Source organism: Plebeiibacterium marinum, from assembly GCF_026013615.1.
Taxonomy (GTDB): Bacteria; Bacteroidota; Bacteroidia; order Bacteroidales; family Marinilabiliaceae; genus Saccharicrinis; species Saccharicrinis marinus_A.
In genome coordinates this window covers 35,503-55,459 of record NZ_JAPDPI010000034.1, presented here as the reverse complement: position 1 = coordinate 55,459, position 19,957 = coordinate 35,503, and the positions used below count along the sequence as shown (strand labels likewise).

Below are 19,957 nucleotides of genomic sequence, written 5' to 3'. Positions count from 1 at the left end.
CTGCAGGAGCTTTAGCGTAGGCAGCAAGAGGGTAAGGCTTCCCGCTGGGTTTGCGGGACAGGTAGTGTGATTTTTTAATGGGCTGTTTGTGTGTGGTGGCGTGGGTCGGGGAGCTCGGGCCGTGGGGCTCGATAACATAATGCCGCTATAGGACTGCCGGATATACCAGGTTTACACAAATGAAGATAGGCAAGTTATATAGGGACGCATTATGTTATTGCAGCTTTGGGGTGCTGTTTTTGGCGTTGCTTTTGCCAGGGATCAGCTTTTGCGCAATTAGTTAATAGTGGATTGGTCATTTGACAATAGTGAATCCGAGATTTATAATAAAAGAAAAACAGTTTTAAGCAAATGCTAAGTGGCGCGCCAAGTTTACTTGGGGCTCGGTTTTTAGGGCATTTTTAGTTGTGAAGTATGAACAGCGGAATGACTTAAATACCGAATGTGTGTAAGGGCAAAAGGTATGACAATAACAGCACCAGAAGGGTAGGGAAGTGGCAAACATAGGCTTGTGGGTAAAAGTAAGGTTTGCCATTGACTAAGCGTAATGTAAATTGAAAATGGCAAATGTTACAGGCAGAGGGAGGTTTTTGTGGCTTCATTGGTCAATGGTTATTTGAAAATGGATGTTGGTTGAAGTTTAAGGAAAGGAATACGTTTAAGAACGAGGTTCGAACAAATACCGCACGTGGGTGGGTGAAAGGCTTGTTTGCCACTTTTGAGGTGTTGGGAATTTGATGGGACATTTTTTGGGGGGGGGAGGGCTATGCGGAGACGGTTACTTTAAAAGTATCTAACTTAATGAACGCAACAAAGCCTATTGTTTTATATATGATAAGAATGTGATTTATTTAGAAGAGATTTTTAATCATTAAGGTTTATTAAAATCCAAATAAGTGTTTAGAATTTAATCTTATTTGGGTTTTTATCCAATTTCATAATTCATATATCTAAAATCGATAAATGGGTAGGTTAAAATTAAATATTTTAGTTGTTTTTAAAGGCAAGATTTAAGTATTATAAATCAGCTTGTTTTCGGTATTAAGTAATGTTATATATTTTTATATGAAAAAAAGAATTGGTTCTATAACTTTAATTTTTATAATCTCGATATCTTTTGTCAATTCTCAAACTGTTTCTATTATATCTCCTAACAGAAAGGTGAATGTTCAACTTTTTAATCAACAAAGTGGCAATTGGTATTTAAAAGTCAATTACAAAAACGGTGGTAAACAAACCGAAGTTATTCCTCAGATAGATTTAGGCCTTGTTTGTTCTGAGGCCGATTTCTCAAAAGGGCTTAAATTCTTAAAAGCCGGAAAATCAAAATCAATACAGGAAAATTACACCATGCTGCACGGGAAGAAAACAGATTGTAGCAATTCCGGCAATGAGGTAGTAGCCTTTTTCGAAAATTCGGGAAAAGCAAAAGTAAACCTTATAATCAGGGCTTATAACGATGGCGTTGCTTTTTGTTATGAATTCCCTGGCAAAAATGTAGCGTATAAAGTAACGGATGAGCTAACAGCTTATACTATTCCAGACAGTACCATGCGTTGGCTACAAAAATTCAACCCGGCTAACGAAGGGCTTTATGCAAAAATGGCCGATGGCACGGAACAGAAAGATTGGGCTTATCCTGCACTTTTTAGCACACCCGATACCTCTTGCTGGTTTTTAATTCACGAAGCCGATGTTAACCGTAATTTTTGTGGTTCAAAATTAACGAATTACGGAGACAAAACGAAATATAAAATAACTTTCCCGGATGAATGGAATGGCAGGGGTACTGGCGAAGTACAACCAACTGTAACACTTCCTTGGAAATCGCCTTGGAGGGTAATTGTAATGGGTAGCCTTGCGGATATTGTGGAATCTACTTTGGTAAATGACGTATCTGCCCCTTCGGTGATTGTTGATACCGAGTGGATTAAGCCAGGTGTTGCATCATGGAACTATTGGTCAGATAATCATGGTACAAAGGATTATAAAACAGTATGCAAATTTGCCGATTTAGCAGCTTCGATGGGATGGGATTATACGCTTTTGGATTGGGAGTGGGATGCCATGACTAATGGTGGTAATCTGGAAGATGCCTTAAGATATATCCATTCGTTAGGAGTTAAACCATTGATATGGTACAATTCGGGAGGTGAGCATACCTGGGTTGGCGCTACACCAAAAGACCGAATGTTAACTCACGAGAATCGTATGGAAGAGTTTGCCAAGTTAAAGAAATTAGGCATTGTAGGTGTGAAGGTCGACTTTTTTGAAAGCGAAAAACAAGACATGATTAATTATTACCTCGATATTTTGGAAGATGCAGCAAAATTCGAGATAATGGTTTACTTTCATGGCTGCTTGGTGCCTCGTGGCTGGCAAAGAACCTATCCGCATTTAATGACTTACGAAGGGGTAAGAGGGGCAGAATGGTACAATAACAGCCCTGAGTTAACAACAACAGCACCAGAACATAATGCAACCTTGCCATTTACCCGCAATGTAGTAGGGGCAATGGATTATACGCCGGTAACGTTTACCAACTCACAATATCCTCACATTACTTCTTATGGTCACGAATTGGCATTAAGTGTTTTGTTTGAATCTGCGATGCAGCACATGGCCGACCGTCCCGAAGGATATTACGAATTGCCCGATGCTGCTAAAAGCTTTTTGAAAACCGTGCCAAATACCTGGGATGATACAAAACTATTGGATGGTTATCCGGGAGAATTTACTGTTATGGCGCGCCAAAAAGGAGCCAATTGGTACATTGGTGGAATTTCGGGGATACAGAAAGAAAAAACGCAAAAGCTGAATTTCAGTTTCTTATCTGAAAATGTAAAATATAAACTGACATTAATCAGCGATGGCATTCATGATAAAACCTTCTCTGTAAAACATCTGGTGGTGGATAATACAAGTACCATTGATGTGAAAATGTTGCGCCGTGGTGGTTTTGCTGCTGAATTAACGCCACTAAATAATTAGAATCAGGAGTTAATATCAATATTGAATCAACTTAAAGAATTGCATGAAATCCAATCTCAACTTGGTGAAAAAAATAAATTCAATGAAAACGAAACCTCTATCAAACTTACGAAAATGGCTGAGTATATCTGCCATGCTTTTGCTCACAATTAATATATGTGCGCAGAAATATCCTTTTCAAAATTCGGAACTAAGTTCTGAGGAGAGGGCAAAAGATTTAATTTCAAGGCTGACCTTGGAAGAAAAAGCTGCGTTAATGTGCGACCAGTCCGACCCAATTCCCCGTTTTGGTATAATGCGTTTTAACTGGTGGAGCGAAGCTCTGCATGGCTATGCCAATACCGATAATGTAACGGTATTCCCGGAACCGGTGGGTATGGCTGCTTCTTTTAACGAATTGTTGGTATATGACATATTTAATGCAGTTTCTGATGAAGCGCGTGCCAAATACAACGAAGCGCGTCAAAAAGGCGAAGAGAACAAGCGTTTCTTAAGCCTTTCGGTTTGGACTCCTAATGTGAATATATTCCGTGACCCAAGGTGGGGAAGGGGACAAGAGACTTATGGAGAAGATCCTTACCTGACTTCAAAGATGGGTGTTGCAGTAGTAAAGGGTTTACAAGGGCCAGATGATGCCAAGTACCGTAAGTTGTTAGCTTGCGCAAAACACTACGCAGTACATTCAGGGCCGGAGTGGAGCCGCCATGAGCTGAACCTGAATAATGTAGATCCAAGGGAACTTTACGAAACCTATTTGCCAACATTCAAGGCTTTGGTTCAGGAGTCCGATGTGCGCCAGGTGATGTGTGCTTACCAACGTTTAGACGATGAGCCTTGTTGTGGAAACACCCGTTTGTTGCAACGAATCCTTCGCGATGAGTGGGGATATAAATATTTAGTAGTCTCTGATTGTGGTGCTGTTACCGACTTCTTTACTACCCATAAGGTGTCTTCCGATGCAGTCCATGCTTCTGCAAAAGCTGTTCTTGCCGGAACAGATGTGGAGTGTGTTTGGGAGAATTACCCGTTCAAAAATCTGCCCGAAGCTGTAGAGCGTGGCTTGATTAAAGAGGACGATATCAATACCAGTTTATTGCGTGTTTTAATTGGCCGTTTTGATTTAGGAGAGATGGATGATGATGCCATTGTACCTTGGTCTAAAATTTCGCCTTCAATTTTAAATAATGACAAGCACCGCCAGATTGCTTTGGAAATGGCGCAACAGTCAATGACTTTGCTTCAGAATAAAAACAATGTGTTGCCTTTGTCAAAATCGGCCGAAAAAATTGCTGTTATCGGGCCAAATGCCGATGACGAGCCAATGCTTTGGGGGAATTATAACGGCACGCCTGTTCGTACCATTACCATTTTAGATGGCATAAAAACAAAAATCTCAGAAAACAGTATTGTTTATGACAAAGCCTGTGATTTGGTTGAAGATAAAATTACCCAATCATATTTTGGCAAATGTTCTTTCGAAGGCAAAAAAGGGTTTAAAGCCACTTATTGGAATACACCCGATAGGAGTGGCGATGTTGTTACTGTAACGCGCATTGAAAATCCAATGAAATTAACCACTGCCGGGCAGCACGAATTTGCATCTGGTGTTAAGCTGGAAGGGTTTTCGGCCAAGTACGAAACCGAATATACGCCAGAAGAAAGCCAGGAAATTGTATTTAAAGGAGGAGCAACTGGATATTTTGAATTGATTGTGAATGGAGAGTCATTGGCGCAATACAATAATTGGAGGACAATCCCATCTCGAATTCCATTTAAAGTAGAAGCTGGAACGAAATACAAAATTGAAATTTTATATGCCCAGAAAAATAACTGGCAGGCCAACATTGAATTTAACTTCGGAAAAGAGGTGGATGTAGATTATACCAACCTGATTAATAAGTTGAAAGGTGTTGATGTGGTGGTGTTTGTTGGTGGTTTATCTACTTTGTTAGAAGGAGAAGAGATGCCGGTTAACTATCCCGGATTTAAAGGAGGCGACCGCACCAATATTGAATTGCCATCGGTACAGCGCATCTGTTTAAAGGCATTAAAAGCTGCCGGTAAAAAAGTGGTTTTTGTAAACTGCTCCGGTTCGGCTATTGGTTTTGCACCTGAAACCGAAAGTTGCGATGCTATTCTACAAGCCTGGTATGGCGGTGAATCCGGCGGGCAAGCTGTGGCTGATGTGTTATTTGGCGACTACAATCCATCAGGAAAACTGCCTGTAAGTTTTTACAAAGATTCAGAGAAGTTGGGCGATTTCGAAGATTACTCAATGAAGGGGCGTACTTACCGTTACACAACCGATGTACTTTTCCCATTTGGATATGGATTGAGCTACACCAAATTCGAAATTGGAAAAGCTTCTTTAAGCAAAACAAAAATTGCGGCTAACGAAACTGTTAAATTAACGGTTCCTGTTACAAACTCAGGAAAACATGCAGGAACAGAAGTTGTTCAAGTATATGTGCGCAAGGTTAATGACATTGATGGGCCGTTAAAAACCTTAAGAGGATATGAGCGGTTAACCATTAAGCCCGGGAAAAGTCAAAAATCAGTGATTAAATTACCTGCATCATCATTTGAGTTTTACGATTGGGGGCAACGAAAAATGGCTGTAACTCCAGGCGAATATGAAATATTCTACGGAAATAGTTCGGATGAAAAGGATTTAAAAGCAGTAAAAATTACCATTAACTAATCAATTAGGATTAGTATTGGCATTATCAAGAAAAATTGCACTACCAAGGCTTTGGGGCACTGGTAGTGTTTCTTGTTAAAGCCAGTCAACCAATCTTTATAATATTAACCAAAATCAATTAAACCCGGTATGTAACGAGCCATGAGCAAATAATTCTCACACTGTAGAATGACTAAATTGGTGAGTTCCATATGGTAAATTGAAGAAATTATAATCATATGAAAAAAAAGCATTTATTAAACTTTGCTGTTATATTGTCTATTGCAGTAAGTAGTTGTGTTTCCCCAACAGCTCCAACAGCATCTTCTGAGCAAGCAGAGTCAACTGAGCCTGCTAATATTATCGAAGATTTTAAGCCTTCGGTGTTGAACCAGCCGGGAAAACAATATCCAATGGTCAATTCGCAAGGATATGCCCGTTTTAAAATAGAGGCGCCAGATGCAGACAGTGTCCGCGTTAGCTTAGGCCTTGGCGGAAGGGGCGGCACCATTCTTAAAAAAGTGGAAGACGGCACTTGGATGGGGACTACCGAAGGCCCAATGGACGAGGGTTTTCATTATTATCATTTAACTATTGATGGCGGTATTTTTAACGATCCGGGTGCCATGAATTACTTTGGTTCACTTCGTTGGGAAAGCGGTATCGAAATACCTGCCCATGACCGTGATTTCTATGCATTAAAAGATGTGCCTCACGGTAAAGTAGAGCAAATTCTATTTCCTTCAGAGAGTACAGATTCAATCCGAAGGGCATTTGTATATACACCTCCCGGGTACGGTAAAAACTCTTCTGTAAAATATCCGGTTTTATACCTTCAGCATGGATGGGGCGAGGATGAAACTGCATGGTCAAATCAAGGGCGTGCTAACCTTATCATGGACAACCTTATTGCTGAAGGAAAAGCTAAGCTGTTCATTATTGTGATGACTTACGGAATGACCAACGAAACAAAATTTGGAGGGTTAAAATCATTCGACATTACTCCGTTTCAGACAGTATTGGTTGATGAATTAATCCCATATGTCGAAGAAAACTTCCTCACGCTTAAAGGTTCAGATAACCGTGCAATGGCAGGCTTGTCGATGGGCGGTTTCGAAACAAGGTTAATTACCCTAAACAAGCCTGATGTGTTTTCGTATTATGCACTTTTAAGTGGCGGTGTATATTCGCCTGAGGATATAAAAGATAAATCAACGGTGAAACTTATTTTCCAAAGTTGTGGTAGCCGCGAGAATCCTGAAAGGGTTGAATCTTCAGTAAAAGCGTTAAACGAGGCCGGATTAAATGCTTTTTCATATGTTTCGGAGAATACAGGCCACGAATTTTTAACATGGCGCCGTAGTTTAAGGGAATTGGCTCCAAAATTATTTAGATAATAAAATTATAGATTCATGAGAAAACTAACATTTTTAGCAAGCATATTTGCAATGGTAATGGCTACATCTTGCAAGCCTTCTTTAGAACCAGGGCAAGTAAAGGTTGAAGAGGGTATTTTACAAGGTGTTGTTACAGACGATTTAACCATTTTCAAAGGTATTCCATTTGCTAAGCCTCCTGTTGGAGAATTGCGTTGGAAAGCCCCGCAGCCTGCCGAAAAGTGGGAGGGGGTAAAACAGGCAACCGAATATGCCCCGGGCCCAATGCAGGGAGGTAATCCGCCATCAGGAAAAAGCGAAGATTGTTTGTACCTGAATGTTTGGACACCTGCAAAATCTGCCGATGAAAAAGTGCCGGTGTTGGTATGGATTTATGGTGGAGGCTTCAGTTTTGGAAGTACTTCTGAACCTGTTTACGATGGGCAAGCCTTGGCTAATAAAGGAGTTGTGTTGGTAAGTATTGCTTATCGCGTAGGACAGCTTGGATTTTTGGCGCATCCTGAATTGAGTGCCGAAAGCCCTGATGGTGTTTCAGGAAACTATGGTTTGTTAGATCAGATTGCCGGATTGAAATGGGTGCAAAAAAATATTGCACAATTTGGAGGCGACCCTGATAAAGTAACCATTTTTGGAGAATCAGCCGGTGGCATTTCAGTAAGCATGTTGTGTGCATCGCCGTTGGCAAAAGGGCTTTTTCATGGTGCTATTTCTCAGAGTGGGGGTTCGTTTGGCCCATCGCGGCCAACTACTTATCCTGGCGAAAATATGAAAACTTTAAAGGATGCTGAAGCTGACGGAATTGAATATGTGAAGCAACACGGAGGATCTTCTATTGCCGATTTGCGCAAAATGGAGGGCGAAAAGTTTATCCCTGCCGGATGGACAATGCCTGGAGGCTGGCCTGTTGTTGATGGTGTGGTTATCCCTGACGATCAATATAAACTTTATGAGAAAGGCCAGTACAATGATGTACCTGTCCTAATAGGTTATAATTCCGACGAAGGCGCAAGCTTTATGTGGGAAAAAAATCCGGAGAATGTAAAAAATAGCGTTAAACATCGTTTCGGAAGGTATGCCGATGCCCTATTAGAAGCATATCCGCTTGAGGAAAATAGTGTGCCTAAAACCGCGCGGGACTTAATGCGCGATGCTGCTTTTGGTTGGCAAACATGGATTTGGGCAAGGCTTCAATCTCAAACAGGCAAATCAAATGTGTACTATTACTATTTCGACCAGCATGCTGAAAACTCTGAGGGTTCACCTCACGGGCAAGATGTTGCTTACGTTTTTCAGCATTTGGATCCTAATAATTCATCAAAGTCAGATCTTGAAATATCTGAAGCTATGGGGAGCTATTGGACAAATTTTGCAAAATATGGCAATCCGAATGGGGAAGGTATTCCTGAGTGGTCTGCTTTTAGCGATGATACGCCGGAGGTCATGTATTTGCAGCAAAAGCCTCATGTAGGCCCTGTGCCAAGCGAAGCGTCATTAAAAGTGCTTGATGGGTATTTTAGCTGGCGAAGGACAGTTGAAGGAAAAGAATGGGCTAAATAATTTTTACCATTTTTATGTTAAGATGAGCTTTATTGGCTTTGGTATAATGCCGAGTATAATTGACTAGTTTTATTAATTCTTAGAAAGTAAAATTGTTGATATTATGCATTTATGTCTGATATTAACAATGAATTATCTTATAGTGAAATAAGCTTAGTGCTTAAGTATATAATTTAGCCTTTGTGCTTGTTGCTTTAGTTGTAAGTAACAGTGCAAAGGCTTTCTTTATTTTAAGGTATACTGGAGATTAAATTTAAATAAACAAATGAATACATTGAAATTATTTTCTGTAACAGGTATCATCGGATTAATACTATTGGCTACATCCTGTGGCTTACTAAATGAGTCGAAGAATACCGTTTGGCTCGATGAATTGGATTTGAGTACTGTAACTCAAGGGTACGGCATACCAGTTAAAAACAAATCATTAGATGGCAACACCATGACTATTGCCGGGCAAACATTTGAAAGAGGTTTTGCAACTCATGCGTTTAGTTCGTTGCTGGTTTTAACTGAAGGAAAAGCAACTTCATTCACTGCAAAAGTTGGGCTTGATGATGAGATGAAAGGCCACGAACCTGCCGTTGAATTTGAAGTATATGGCGATGGACAGAAACTTTGGTCCAGTGGAGTGATGCATATAGGTGATTCTGCCAAAGATTGTTCTGTTGCATTAGCCGGCATTAAAAAAGTAGAACTGGTAGTGGCCGATGGAGGCAATGGCAATTACTACGACCATGCCAACTGGGCCGATGCTAAATTTGAGGTGGCCGGTGTAACTACATTAGAAACCTTTAACCCAATTGCAAGCGAACCTTATATTCTAACGCCAAAACCATCTGCAGAACCACGAATCACTGGGGCAAAGGTTTTTGGTGTACGCCCTGGCTCGCCGTTTCAATTCATGGTTACGGCAACCGGAGACAGGCCAATGGAATTTTCGGCTGAAGGTTTACCAAAGGGCTTAGCGTTAAACTCCCAAACTGGCATTATTACAGGCAAACTGTCTAAAAAAGGGACTTATGAAGTTGTTTTAAAGGCCGAAAACGCTATTGGCACAGCCGAGCGTAATTTTCGTATTGTTTGTGGAGACGAAATTGCCCTTACCCCGCCTATGGGCTGGAACAGTTGGAACTGTTTTGCCCACGAGGTTTCTGCCGAAAAAGTTAAAAGTGCTGCCGATGCTATGGTAAAAAGTGGACTGATTAACCATGGCTGGACATACATAAATATTGATGATTTTTGGAATAACCACCGCGATTCAGAAGACGGTTCTTTAAGAGGGGAATTAAGGGATGCTAATGGAAAAATCGTACCCAATAAACGATTCGAAGATATGAAAGGCCTTGCCGATTATGTGCATGGGCTTGGCTTGAAAATAGGCCTTTATTCCAGCCCTGGCCCATGGTCGTGTGGTGGATGTGCCGGCAGTTATGGTTTCGAAGAGTTGGATGCAGAAACTTATGCTGAGTGGGGCTTCGATTACCTTAAATACGATTGGTGTAGTTATGGAAACGTAATTGATGGTTTGCCTGATAATGACCCTTATAAAGTGTCATCGCTTTCATACAACGGTGGCGGGGAATTGGAAACAGCCATGGCACCCTTTAAATTGATGGGCGATTACATTCGCAAGCAATCTCGTGATATTGTTTATAGCGTATGTCAATACGGTATGTCCGACGTTTGGAAATGGGGTGGTTCAGTAGGTGGCAATTGCTGGCGTACCACCAACGATATTACCGATACTTGGGTAAGTGTAAAGAATATTGCACTGGACCAGGATAAATCGGCTCCTTATGCTAAGCCTGGTAACTGGAACGACCCTGATATGTTGGTTGTTGGCCATGTTGGTTGGGGAAATACACACCCAAGTAAGTTGAAGCCCGACGAGCAATATTTGCACATTAGTTTGTGGAGCCTTTTTGCGGCCCCTCTATTGATTGGTTGCGACATGGAGAAACTGGATGATTTCACCTTGAACCTGCTTACCAACGATGAGGTGATTGATGTAAATCAAGACCCGCTTGGCAAACAAGGTACCTGTCTTCAAACTATCGGAGATTTGAAAATTTATGTGAAAGAACTTGAAGATGGTAGCCGTGCGGTTGGCTTCTGTAACTTCGGCATCGAGATAGTGGATATGGATTACAGCGATTTCGAAAAACTAGGCATAAAAGGAGATGTTACCGTACGTGACCTTTGGCGCCAGAAAGATATTGCCAATTTGGATGCTGGTTCCGAAAAGCTGGCAATAAAAGTGCCTGCACACGGGGTGTTGTTTTACAAATTCAGCAACCGCCAATAGGCATTTTCAACTGCCCGTATAAAGCACAACATGCCTTACAAGGTTTTGAGCGTCGAAATACACTATCGTCTTTTGAAATCAGGTGAGTGTACTTTATGCAAATACTAAGTTTTAAATGAAAATCAAAATAAATATACAACATGAAGAAATTAAAGTTTGAATTGAAGAAAAAGTACTTGGTATTATTGTCCGCCTTTTCTTTGGCGTTGCCCTTTGCTGCAAACGCTAACGGCAATGGGGCTGAGCAAAAGAGTGCTCAATCGGACGCTCAATTTGTGCACCGTGCTGCAGGGAATCCCTATTTGCCGTTGTGGGAACACTTGCCCGATGGCGAACCACGCGTATTTGAAGATCCCGACAACCCGGGAAAATTTCGTGCTTATATTATTGGGTCGCATGATTTAAGGATGAACAGCTATTGTGGCCCTGACATTCGGATGTGGTCGGCACCCGTTGAAAACCTGAACGAATGGCGCGACGAAGGCCCAATTTTTACTTACAATATCGAAGGCCAATGGGATGTGATGTATGCCCCTGACTTGGTTGAGGTGAAACGCAAAGATGGCACCAAGGATTATTACCTGTTTCCGCATAGCCGTGGCCGTGGCCGCGAAGCCATGGTTTGCAAAGGTTCTCGTCCCGACGGCCCTTTTACCCCAATTAACCTGAACGAAGAAGGAACGCGTACAGTACCCGGCAGTATTTTAGGTTTCGACCCTGCTGTTTTTATTGAATATGTAACCGACCCCAACGATCCCGATTTCGAAATCGGTTTCCGTGCTTATGGTTTTTGGGGCTTTCAACGCTCCAATGCAGCACAACTGGATCAAAAAACGATGTATTCTTTACGCCCGGGCACCGAGGTTGTTAACTTTATGATCCCTGCCAGTGCACGCTATGGCGTTATCAAAGATCCTAAGGGAACGGAATATCCTAACGTATATGCCGATCAGGATTTAGGTACGTTTAACTTTTTCGAAGCTTCATCTATCCGCAAGGTTGGCAACAAATTCATCACAGTTTTTAGTGGTTATTCAGGCCCTGAATACGGCGTAGGCAGTTCTAACTCTACTTTACGTTATGCTGTAGCTGATTCTCCATTAGGGCCTTGGAAAAGCGGAGGTGTGTTGGTTGATTCTCGCGGCCCTGTATTGAATCAGGATGGTTCAAAGATTGTGACAGCCAACGGTGGCCACAATACGCATGGTAGTATTGAACAAATCAATGGACAGTGGTATGTTTTCTATCACCGCCCACCACGAAACTTCGGTTTTGCACGTCAGGCAGTGGTAGAGCCTATCACCATTCAGTGGGACGAAAAACCTGTTGCCCAAGGTGGAACAGCTGTAATTAGGGGGTACGATCCATACGCGAAAGATGAAATTTGGGTATTAAAAGATAATCAAGGTATTGAATACAAAGGAGCTGAAGTGACATCTGAAGGTTTCAATTTATATGGCCTCGATCCTTATCAATATTATTCAGCTGGTTACGCTTGTTACCTTTCGGATGTAAGCTTGCAGCAAGATTCGTGGGACATTTGGGACAACCACATGCCTATTACCAATATGAAAAACGGAACCATTGTTGGGTTCAAATATTTTGGTTTTGGTGGGCTTAAAAAAGACACTAAGGGGCTGAAAGCGTTTGAAGGCACTAAAAAAGGCAACAAAACAGCATTCAACCTTTTTATTGCACCCAAAACGTCTAAAAGTTTCAAGGTGAACGTTTGGTTAGATGGCCCATGGGACAATGCCGCATGGCAAGGAAAGAAAATTGGCGAAATTGTGGTTCCTGCTAATTCAAAACAAGAAATTACCAAATTCACTATCGACGTAGCCAAATTTGTTGACGGCTTGGACAAGAAACACGCTATTTTCCTGGTAGCCGAAGGTGCCGGCCAAGAAGCGTTGTTCGATTTCATGGGATTGGGTTTCAGCTCAGCCAAAAAAGCAATCGAACGCCACGTAGCGCCAACTGTTACCATTTTTGTTGACGGAAAGGCCATCGAAATGCCTGCAACGCCTGTTCGTTCAACCAACCAAAACGGTATTGTAGGTTACGATTTGTATGAAGCAAAAGTCAAACTTCCTTCAGGAACAACTCAAAAACCTGTTGTGACTGCAACTGCCAGCAACAAAGCGGTGAAGGTGGCTATTTCGCAACCAGAAGCGCTCCCTGGAATTGCAACGGTGAAATGCGATTACAATGGGGTTGTGAAAACTTTTAAAGTGGCGATTTCTGCAGAATAACAAATCCAAATTATGAACTGAATTATTTCACTATTAATAATAGCGCTGTGCTTGGGAGTTAATTCCCAGGTACACGCGCAAAATCCAATTATTCAGACTAAATACACGGCAGATCCTGCACCAATGGTTTACAACGATACCGTTTTTCTTTATACATCGCACGATGAAGATGATGCTTTAGGTTTTAAAATGCAGGATTGGTTGCTGTATATTTCAACAGATATGGTTAATTGGACAGACCATGGTGTTGTTGCTTCGTTAAAGGATTTTAAATGGGTGCCATATGACAATGGAGCATGGGCACCGCAATGTATTGAACGAAACGGTCAGTTTTATTTCTATTGCCCCATGCCGAACGGTATTGGAATTGGGGTGTTGGTTGCCGATAGTCCATATGGGCCATTTACCGATCCTATTGGAAAAGCCTTGATAAAAAACGGGCCTCAGGATATTGACCCTTCTGTTTTTATAGATGATGATGGGCAGGCTTACCTATATTGGGGAAATCCGGAGTTATGGTATGTTAAGTTAAATGAAGATATGATTACTGTTGAAGGCGAACCTACAAGAATGGCCGATTTTGTAAAAGTGAAGGGCGAAAAAGATGTTTTCCATTATCAGGAGGGGCCATGGGCTTGGAAACGTAACGGAAAATATTATATGGCTTATGCATCAGCCTGTTGCCCCGAAGGTATTGGTTATGCTATGAGCAATAGTCCCACTGGGCCTTGGGTATTTAAAGGTATGATTATGGAAGGTGATCAGCGCTCAAGTGGCAACCATCCCGGAATAATCGATTATAAAGGAAACTCTTATGTTTTTGGCTTCAATTATGACATATTGAAACAAACAATGTCGAAGCATTACGAACGTCGTTCGATTTGTGTTACTAAAATTGTTTACGATAAAGACGGTGAAATAATAAAACTACCATGGTGGGGTGAAACTAAAAACACTCAAATTGGCGTGTTAAATCCATACATTAAGAACGAAGCCGAAACCATGGCTTTTAGTGAAGGGCTTAATACGAAAAAGGTTATTGAGTGGGAACGAAATGTTTCCTGGAATAGGGGCAAGAAGATGGCCGAACGCGTGGTGGTTACTTCAATCCATAATGGCGATTATATTAAAGTGCAGGGAGTTGATTTTTCTAAAGGAATTTCATCCGTTCAAGTATGTGTGGCTGCATTGTATGGCGGTAAAATCGAAATTCATGCCGATAAAATTGATGGGCCTATTTTGGGGCTGGTAGATATAACAGCTTCGGCTGAAGGAGATATCTATAAAACAGCCACAGCAACTGTAAAAAACATCAAAGGTGTTCATGATTTGTATTTTGTTTTTAAAGGGGAAAAGGATTTGTTCAACTTTGATTGGTGGAAGTTGAATGGTAAATAATAAGTTAATTTTTTAAGCATAATTATGAAAAAGCAAATTTTATTATTATTGTTTTTGGTGTTAGTAATCAATTTGGTAACGGCTCAAAAAACAATTGTTCAAACCTATAATCCATTCGAACTGGATTTTGTTATTGAAAAGCCTTTAACAAATAATGACTTTCCTGTTGTTTCTATGAGTGGAACTGCTGCGGAAATCAACTACGATAATTCCGATTTCCCTGGAGTAATACGTGCTATACGCGATTTGCAGAACGACATTGACAGTGTTACCGGTAAAAGACCATTGCTTGTTCCAGAAAACAAAACTTCTGAATATGAAATTATCATTGGTACGCTGGGTAAAAACAAGCAAATTGACAAACTGGTTTCTTCAAAAAAACTGAATGTAAAAGACCTTGAAGGCAAATGGGAAAGTTTTGTTATTACCACCATCCCGAATCCTAATAAAAAAAACAAAAACAGTCTTGTAATAGTTGGGAGCGATAAGCGGGGAACGATTTACGGGATATATGAATTATCAAGGCAATTGGGCGTATCGCCGTGGTATTGGTGGGCTGATGTTCCGGCCAAAAAACGCAAATCGGCTTATATCAAGTCAGGTCGTTATGCTTCAGGCGAACCAAAAGTAAAATACCGTGGTATTTTTATCAATGATGAAGCGCCCTGCTTCACCGGATGGACAAAAGAAAAATTTGGTGGTGTAAACAGCAAAATGTACACTCATATGTTCGAATTACTGCTACGTTTAAGGGCAAACTACCTTTGGCCAGCCATGTGGGGGAATGCTTTTAATGAGGACGACCCTGAGAATCCACGCCTTGCTGATGAATATGGCATTGTTATGGGAACATCACATCACGAACCCATGATGCGTTCACAGAAAGAATGGGGCAATCACCGAAATGAGTATGGTAACGGTGAATGGAATTACAGAACAAATGAAGAAGGATTGAAAGCATTCTGGGAAGATGGTTTGGAACGTAATAAAAACTACGAACAGGTAATCACAATGGCTATGCGAGGCGATGGCGATATTCCAATGACGGATGCCGGCAGTGCAGAAGAGAATTTTAGGTTACTGGAAAAGATATTTTCTGACCAACGTGCCATTATCGAAAAAGTGACCGGCTTACCTGCTAAAGAAACACCTCAGATTTGGGCATTGTACAGCGAGGTATTGGATTATTATGACCAGGGAATTAAAATACCTGAAGATATGACCGTTCTTTTTTGTGATGATAACTGGGGTAATGTTCGTCGGCTACCGGAACTGGGAGAAAAGCCGCATCCCGGTGGATATGGCATTTATTACCATGTCGACTTGCATGGCGCGCCAAGAGCCTATCAATGGCTGAATATGACCCAAATACCACACATGTGGGAACAACTGCAGTTAACTTATAGCTATGGTGTCGATAAGGTTTGGATATTGAACGTGGGCGATTTAAAACCAAATGAATATCCTATGGATTTCTTTCTTCACATGGCATGGAACCCTACCGCCTACAATCAGGATAATTTGCATGATTATGCCATAAGTTTTTGTAAGGATAAGTTTGGAGAAAAGGAAGCAGAAGATGCTGCTGAAATTCTTAGCCTGTATTGTAAATATGCAAGCCGCATCTCAGCAGAGATGCTCGATGATAGAACTTACAACCTTAAAAGTGGCGAGTTTCTTCTTGTGAAAGATGCCTATCTGGCGCTCGAAGCAAGGGCTATGCGTCAGTATTATAAACTTCCTGAACAATACAGGGATACCTATATGCAATTGGTGCTTCATCCTGTGCGGGCGATGGCCAATCTTTATGATATGTATTATTCATTGGCGATGAACAAGAAATTAGCTTCCGAAAAAGATATTAAAGCCAATTATTGGGCTGACCGAGTAGAAAAATGTTTTGCATTGGATGCTGAATTCACAAAGGATTATAATCAGAATGTTTTCGGTGGTAAATGGAACCATATTATGGACCAGACCCATATTGGATATACCTCGTGGGATGAGCCTCGCGAAGGTAATATTATGCCTAAGGTTACCCGCATCTCCCCTGATGAAGCAAAGCAAGGAGGTTATGTGTTTAATGAAGAAAACGACGTTGTGGTAATGGAAGCTGAACATTTCTTTGAGGCCAATAATACTAATAACACAAAATGGACTGTGATTCCAAGTTTGGGGCGCACACTATCAGGGATTGCCTTAATGCCTTACACCGAGAAAACTGAAAATGCAGCTATAACCTATAAAATGAATATAAGCCCACAATCAGATAGTATTAAGGTGTGGATTTTCTTTGACAGTACACTGCCTTTTAAAAAGGGAGGGCATAACATTGCTGCGTCATTTAAAGGTGGCAAAGAAAATATTTGGAATATTAACCACGACCTAAACTGGGAAAACAAATACAATAAAATGTATCCTACCGCTGCGGCCAGGATGATAGAATCATCAACTTACCTTTCAATCCCTGAAAACAAAGATGGGATATATGATTTAACCATTCGTCCTTTGGACCCGGGAATGGTAATATATAAGGTGGTAGTTGATAATGGAGGATACGAACCTACATATTTAAAAATGCAGGAAAGCCCTTATAACAGATAGTAATAGATTACTCAAAAAATAACAGAAATGAGAAAAGTAATAACACTCTTGTTTGTTGGCCTTTTGGGCATATCAATGACCAGTTTAGCCCAACAGTCCGGAAATGAAAAAAATACAGAAGGTAAAACACATGAGTTCAGATATACAAATCCCATCACAAGGGATACTGCTATTTCAATGCGCGACCATTGTATCATAAAAGTTGGAGACAAATGGTATTGTACAGGAACGTCAAACCCAGTATGGACTGGTCCGAATCCGGGTGTTCGATTGTTGGTTTCCGATGACCTCATTCATTGGAAACAACATTCATGGCTTATTGATGCCAGCAAATTGCCTGAAGATTGTCCTTACAATGGTAGGTTTTGGGCTCCTGAAATTCATTACATTCAAGGGAAATATTGGCTTACAGTAAACAGTGGGAAAGTTACCAAAGAAGACCCAAAAGGAATGAGCACACACAGCGTTTGGCTATTTTCATCAAACGAAGTTACCGGCCCTTACGATTTGGTTAACGGGCCGCTTACTCCTCAGTATAATAACGATGCAACTCTGTTTGAAGACGAAGACGGTCAGGTGTATTTTTACTGTAGTGGCAATGGCTTGTTTCAAGCAAAAATCGATTTGGAAGCTGGTAAGCTCATAACTCCTGCAGAAAAATTTCTGGATAAGAAACAACCTGGCTGGCCAGAATGGATGGTTGGCGGCATCGAAGGCCCCTTTGTGATAAAAAGAGACGGGACATATTTTATGTTCTTTTCAACTTGGACACGCGGATATGAAGTTGGCCTGCTAAAGTCAAAAAATCCGCTTGGCCCATGGGAATTAGAGTCGGACGAACCAATTTTCGGTACAAGAAAAAAGGGATATCGCCCGGAACTTGCAATTGAGGGAGGATATGACCATTTAAAATTTCAGGATACAGAAGACCCTTATTGTGAAACTGGTCATAATGCTTTGTTCATTGGCCCCGATGGTAATATCTGGAGTTCCTGTCACTATATGGGTTATGAAAAACGCCCTTATCCCTATTTTTCTGAACTTCGAGGTTGGGAAAAGACACCGCAAATGGGCTACGAACCCGTTTATTATGAAAATGGCAGGTTCTATATTAAAGGACCGACATGGACAGAACAGGTCATAGAATATTAGAAATCATAATAAATAAGTTTAATTCTAAAATATATTCCGCTTTAGTAAGCGGATTACAAACGAATTGAAGTATTAGACGAATGACTCCTAGCAGAGCCTGTATGACTCGCAGTTATAAATTTAGTTTTAGTAAAGAAAATGTAACAATATGAAATATAAAAAATCAAATATGTATAGAAAAGCTTCATTATTAATCTTAATGGTTTTACTTTTTGCGGGTTCTGCTTATGCGCAAAACCCAATTGTTCAAACCTATTTTACAGCCGACCCGGCACCAATGGTTTACAACGATACTGTTTTTGTTTATACATCGCACGATGAGGATAGCACAAAGGCTAATTTCTTTACCATGTACGATTGGCGGTGTTATTCAACAACGGATATGGTTAACTGGACGGATCATGGCGCTGTGGCTTCGTTAGAAAAAGACTTGCCATGGGTAAATAAGAAAAATGGAGCTTGGGCTGTTCAGTGTATCGAGCGCAATGGTAAATTTTACCTGTATGTTCCAATCCACGGAACAGGTATTTGTGTTCTGGTGGCCGATTCGCCTTACGGGCCCTTTATCGACCATTTGGGAAAGCAACTAATTGATAGTGATCATTTATGGCAAGATATTGATCCGACTGTTTTTATCGATGACGATGGGCAGGCCTATCTATATTGGGGCAACCCTAGTGTTTGGTATGTGAAATTGAACGAAGATATGATTTCGTACGACAAGAGCATTGGCGACAATGGAGTTGTGTCTGTGGAAATGGCTGCTGAATCGTTTGGCGAAAGTGTAAAGAAAGATGGCACTCTTGGAACCAAGTATGTTGAAGGCCCTTGGTTTTATAAGCGCAACAACCTTTATTACCTTATTTATGCCGCCAATGGGGTTCCTGAAAGTATTGGGTATTCAACTTCAATATCGCCAACTGGGCCATGGAAATACCAAGGTTTAATAATGGAGCGTTATCCAAAACTTTCGTTTACCAACCATTCCGGAATAATTGATTATAAAGGAAACTCCTATTTCTTCTATCATAACGAAGCCTTGCCAAATGGTGGCGGTTTTAGGCGTTCAACTTGTGTGGAACAATTTGTATATAATGCAGACGGTTCAATCCCATCAATTGTTCCAACAGTCGAAGGGGTAAAAACAAGCTTGGAAAACCTGAATCCTTTCAAAAGAAACGAGGCAGAAACTATTGCCTGGTCCGAAGGATTAAAAACGGCTTCAGATAGCAAACGTGGTGTTTATGTATCACAAATCAATAATGGCGATTACATAAAAGTGCGCAGTGTTGATTTTGCCAAAGGTGCTAAAAAATTCGAAGCGACAGCGGCTTCAAAAACTGGAGGAAAGATTGAAATTCGTTTAGGTGCTAAAGATGGCCAGTTAATTGGTGTATGCGAAATTGCAAATACTGGAAGTGCTGATACCTGGAAAACATTTACTACCAAAGTGGAAAAGGTTAAAGGCGTTCACGATTTATATTTTGTATTTGAAGGTAATGACGGTGAGCTGTTCAATTTTGATGCCTGGGAGTTTGGTAAATAATTAGAATCATTAGCGAATTATGGGTAATGAATATGGTTCTAATTGTATAGAGCCATACTCATTTTGCAACTT

At 40.9% G+C, this 19,957-nt stretch carries 11 protein-coding genes; all 11 read left to right on the top strand.

Annotated features, from left to right (window positions below; genetic code table 11):
- Positions 1–567: 567 nt before the first annotated feature.
- On the top strand, positions 568–738 hold the full coding sequence (locus OM074_RS15195; RefSeq protein WP_301200946.1) for a hypothetical protein: 171 nt from the start codon (positions 568–570) through the stop codon (positions 736–738).
- Positions 739–1,065: 327 nt separating this feature from the next.
- Positions 1,066–2,991 carry a glycoside hydrolase family 97 protein gene (locus tag OM074_RS15190; protein WP_301200944.1) on the top strand — a complete coding sequence of 642 codons (1,926 nt, stop codon included), beginning with the start codon at positions 1,066–1,068 and terminating at the stop codon, positions 2,989–2,991.
- Between the two features lie 82 nt (positions 2,992–3,073).
- The gene (gene xyl3A, locus OM074_RS15185; RefSeq protein WP_301200942.1) at positions 3,074–5,692 is read left to right on the top strand and encodes a xylan 1,4-beta-xylosidase; all 2,619 of its coding nucleotides are present in this window, start codon (positions 3,074–3,076) and stop codon (positions 5,690–5,692) included.
- A 218-nt stretch (positions 5,693–5,910) separates the two neighbouring features.
- Positions 5,911–7,068, top strand: coding sequence for an alpha/beta hydrolase-fold protein (locus OM074_RS15180; protein ID WP_301200940.1), 1,158 nt, complete (start codon positions 5,911–5,913; stop codon positions 7,066–7,068).
- Positions 7,069–7,083: 15 nt separating this feature from the next.
- The gene (locus tag OM074_RS15175; protein ID WP_301200939.1) at positions 7,084–8,625 is read left to right on the top strand and encodes a carboxylesterase/lipase family protein; all 1,542 of its coding nucleotides are present in this window, start codon (positions 7,084–7,086) and stop codon (positions 8,623–8,625) included.
- A gap of 265 nt (positions 8,626–8,890) precedes the next feature.
- Positions 8,891–10,933, top strand: coding sequence for an NPCBM/NEW2 domain-containing protein (locus tag OM074_RS15170; RefSeq protein WP_301200937.1), 2,043 nt, complete (start codon positions 8,891–8,893; stop codon positions 10,931–10,933).
- 437 nt (positions 10,934–11,370) lie between these two features.
- Positions 11,371–13,185: a hypothetical protein gene (locus OM074_RS15165; protein WP_301200935.1), complete on the top strand. Its 1,815-nt coding sequence runs from the start codon at positions 11,371–11,373 to the stop codon at positions 13,183–13,185.
- Positions 13,186–13,236: 51 nt separating this feature from the next.
- Positions 13,237–14,583 carry a glycoside hydrolase family 43 protein gene (locus OM074_RS15160; RefSeq protein ID WP_363320271.1) on the top strand — a complete coding sequence of 449 codons (1,347 nt, stop codon included), beginning with the start codon at positions 13,237–13,239 and terminating at the stop codon, positions 14,581–14,583.
- Positions 14,584–14,607: 24 nt separating this feature from the next.
- Positions 14,608–17,187, top strand: coding sequence for a glycosyl hydrolase 115 family protein (locus OM074_RS15155; protein ID WP_301200933.1), 2,580 nt, complete (start codon positions 14,608–14,610; stop codon positions 17,185–17,187).
- A gap of 27 nt (positions 17,188–17,214) precedes the next feature.
- The gene (locus OM074_RS15150; protein WP_301200931.1) at positions 17,215–18,339 is read left to right on the top strand and encodes a glycoside hydrolase family 43 protein; all 1,125 of its coding nucleotides are present in this window, start codon (positions 17,215–17,217) and stop codon (positions 18,337–18,339) included.
- 148 nt (positions 18,340–18,487) lie between these two features.
- Positions 18,488–19,885, top strand: a complete 1,398-nt coding sequence (locus OM074_RS15145; protein WP_301200929.1) for a glycoside hydrolase family 43 protein — start codon at positions 18,488–18,490, stop codon at positions 19,883–19,885.
- Positions 19,886–19,957 lie beyond the last annotated feature (72 nt).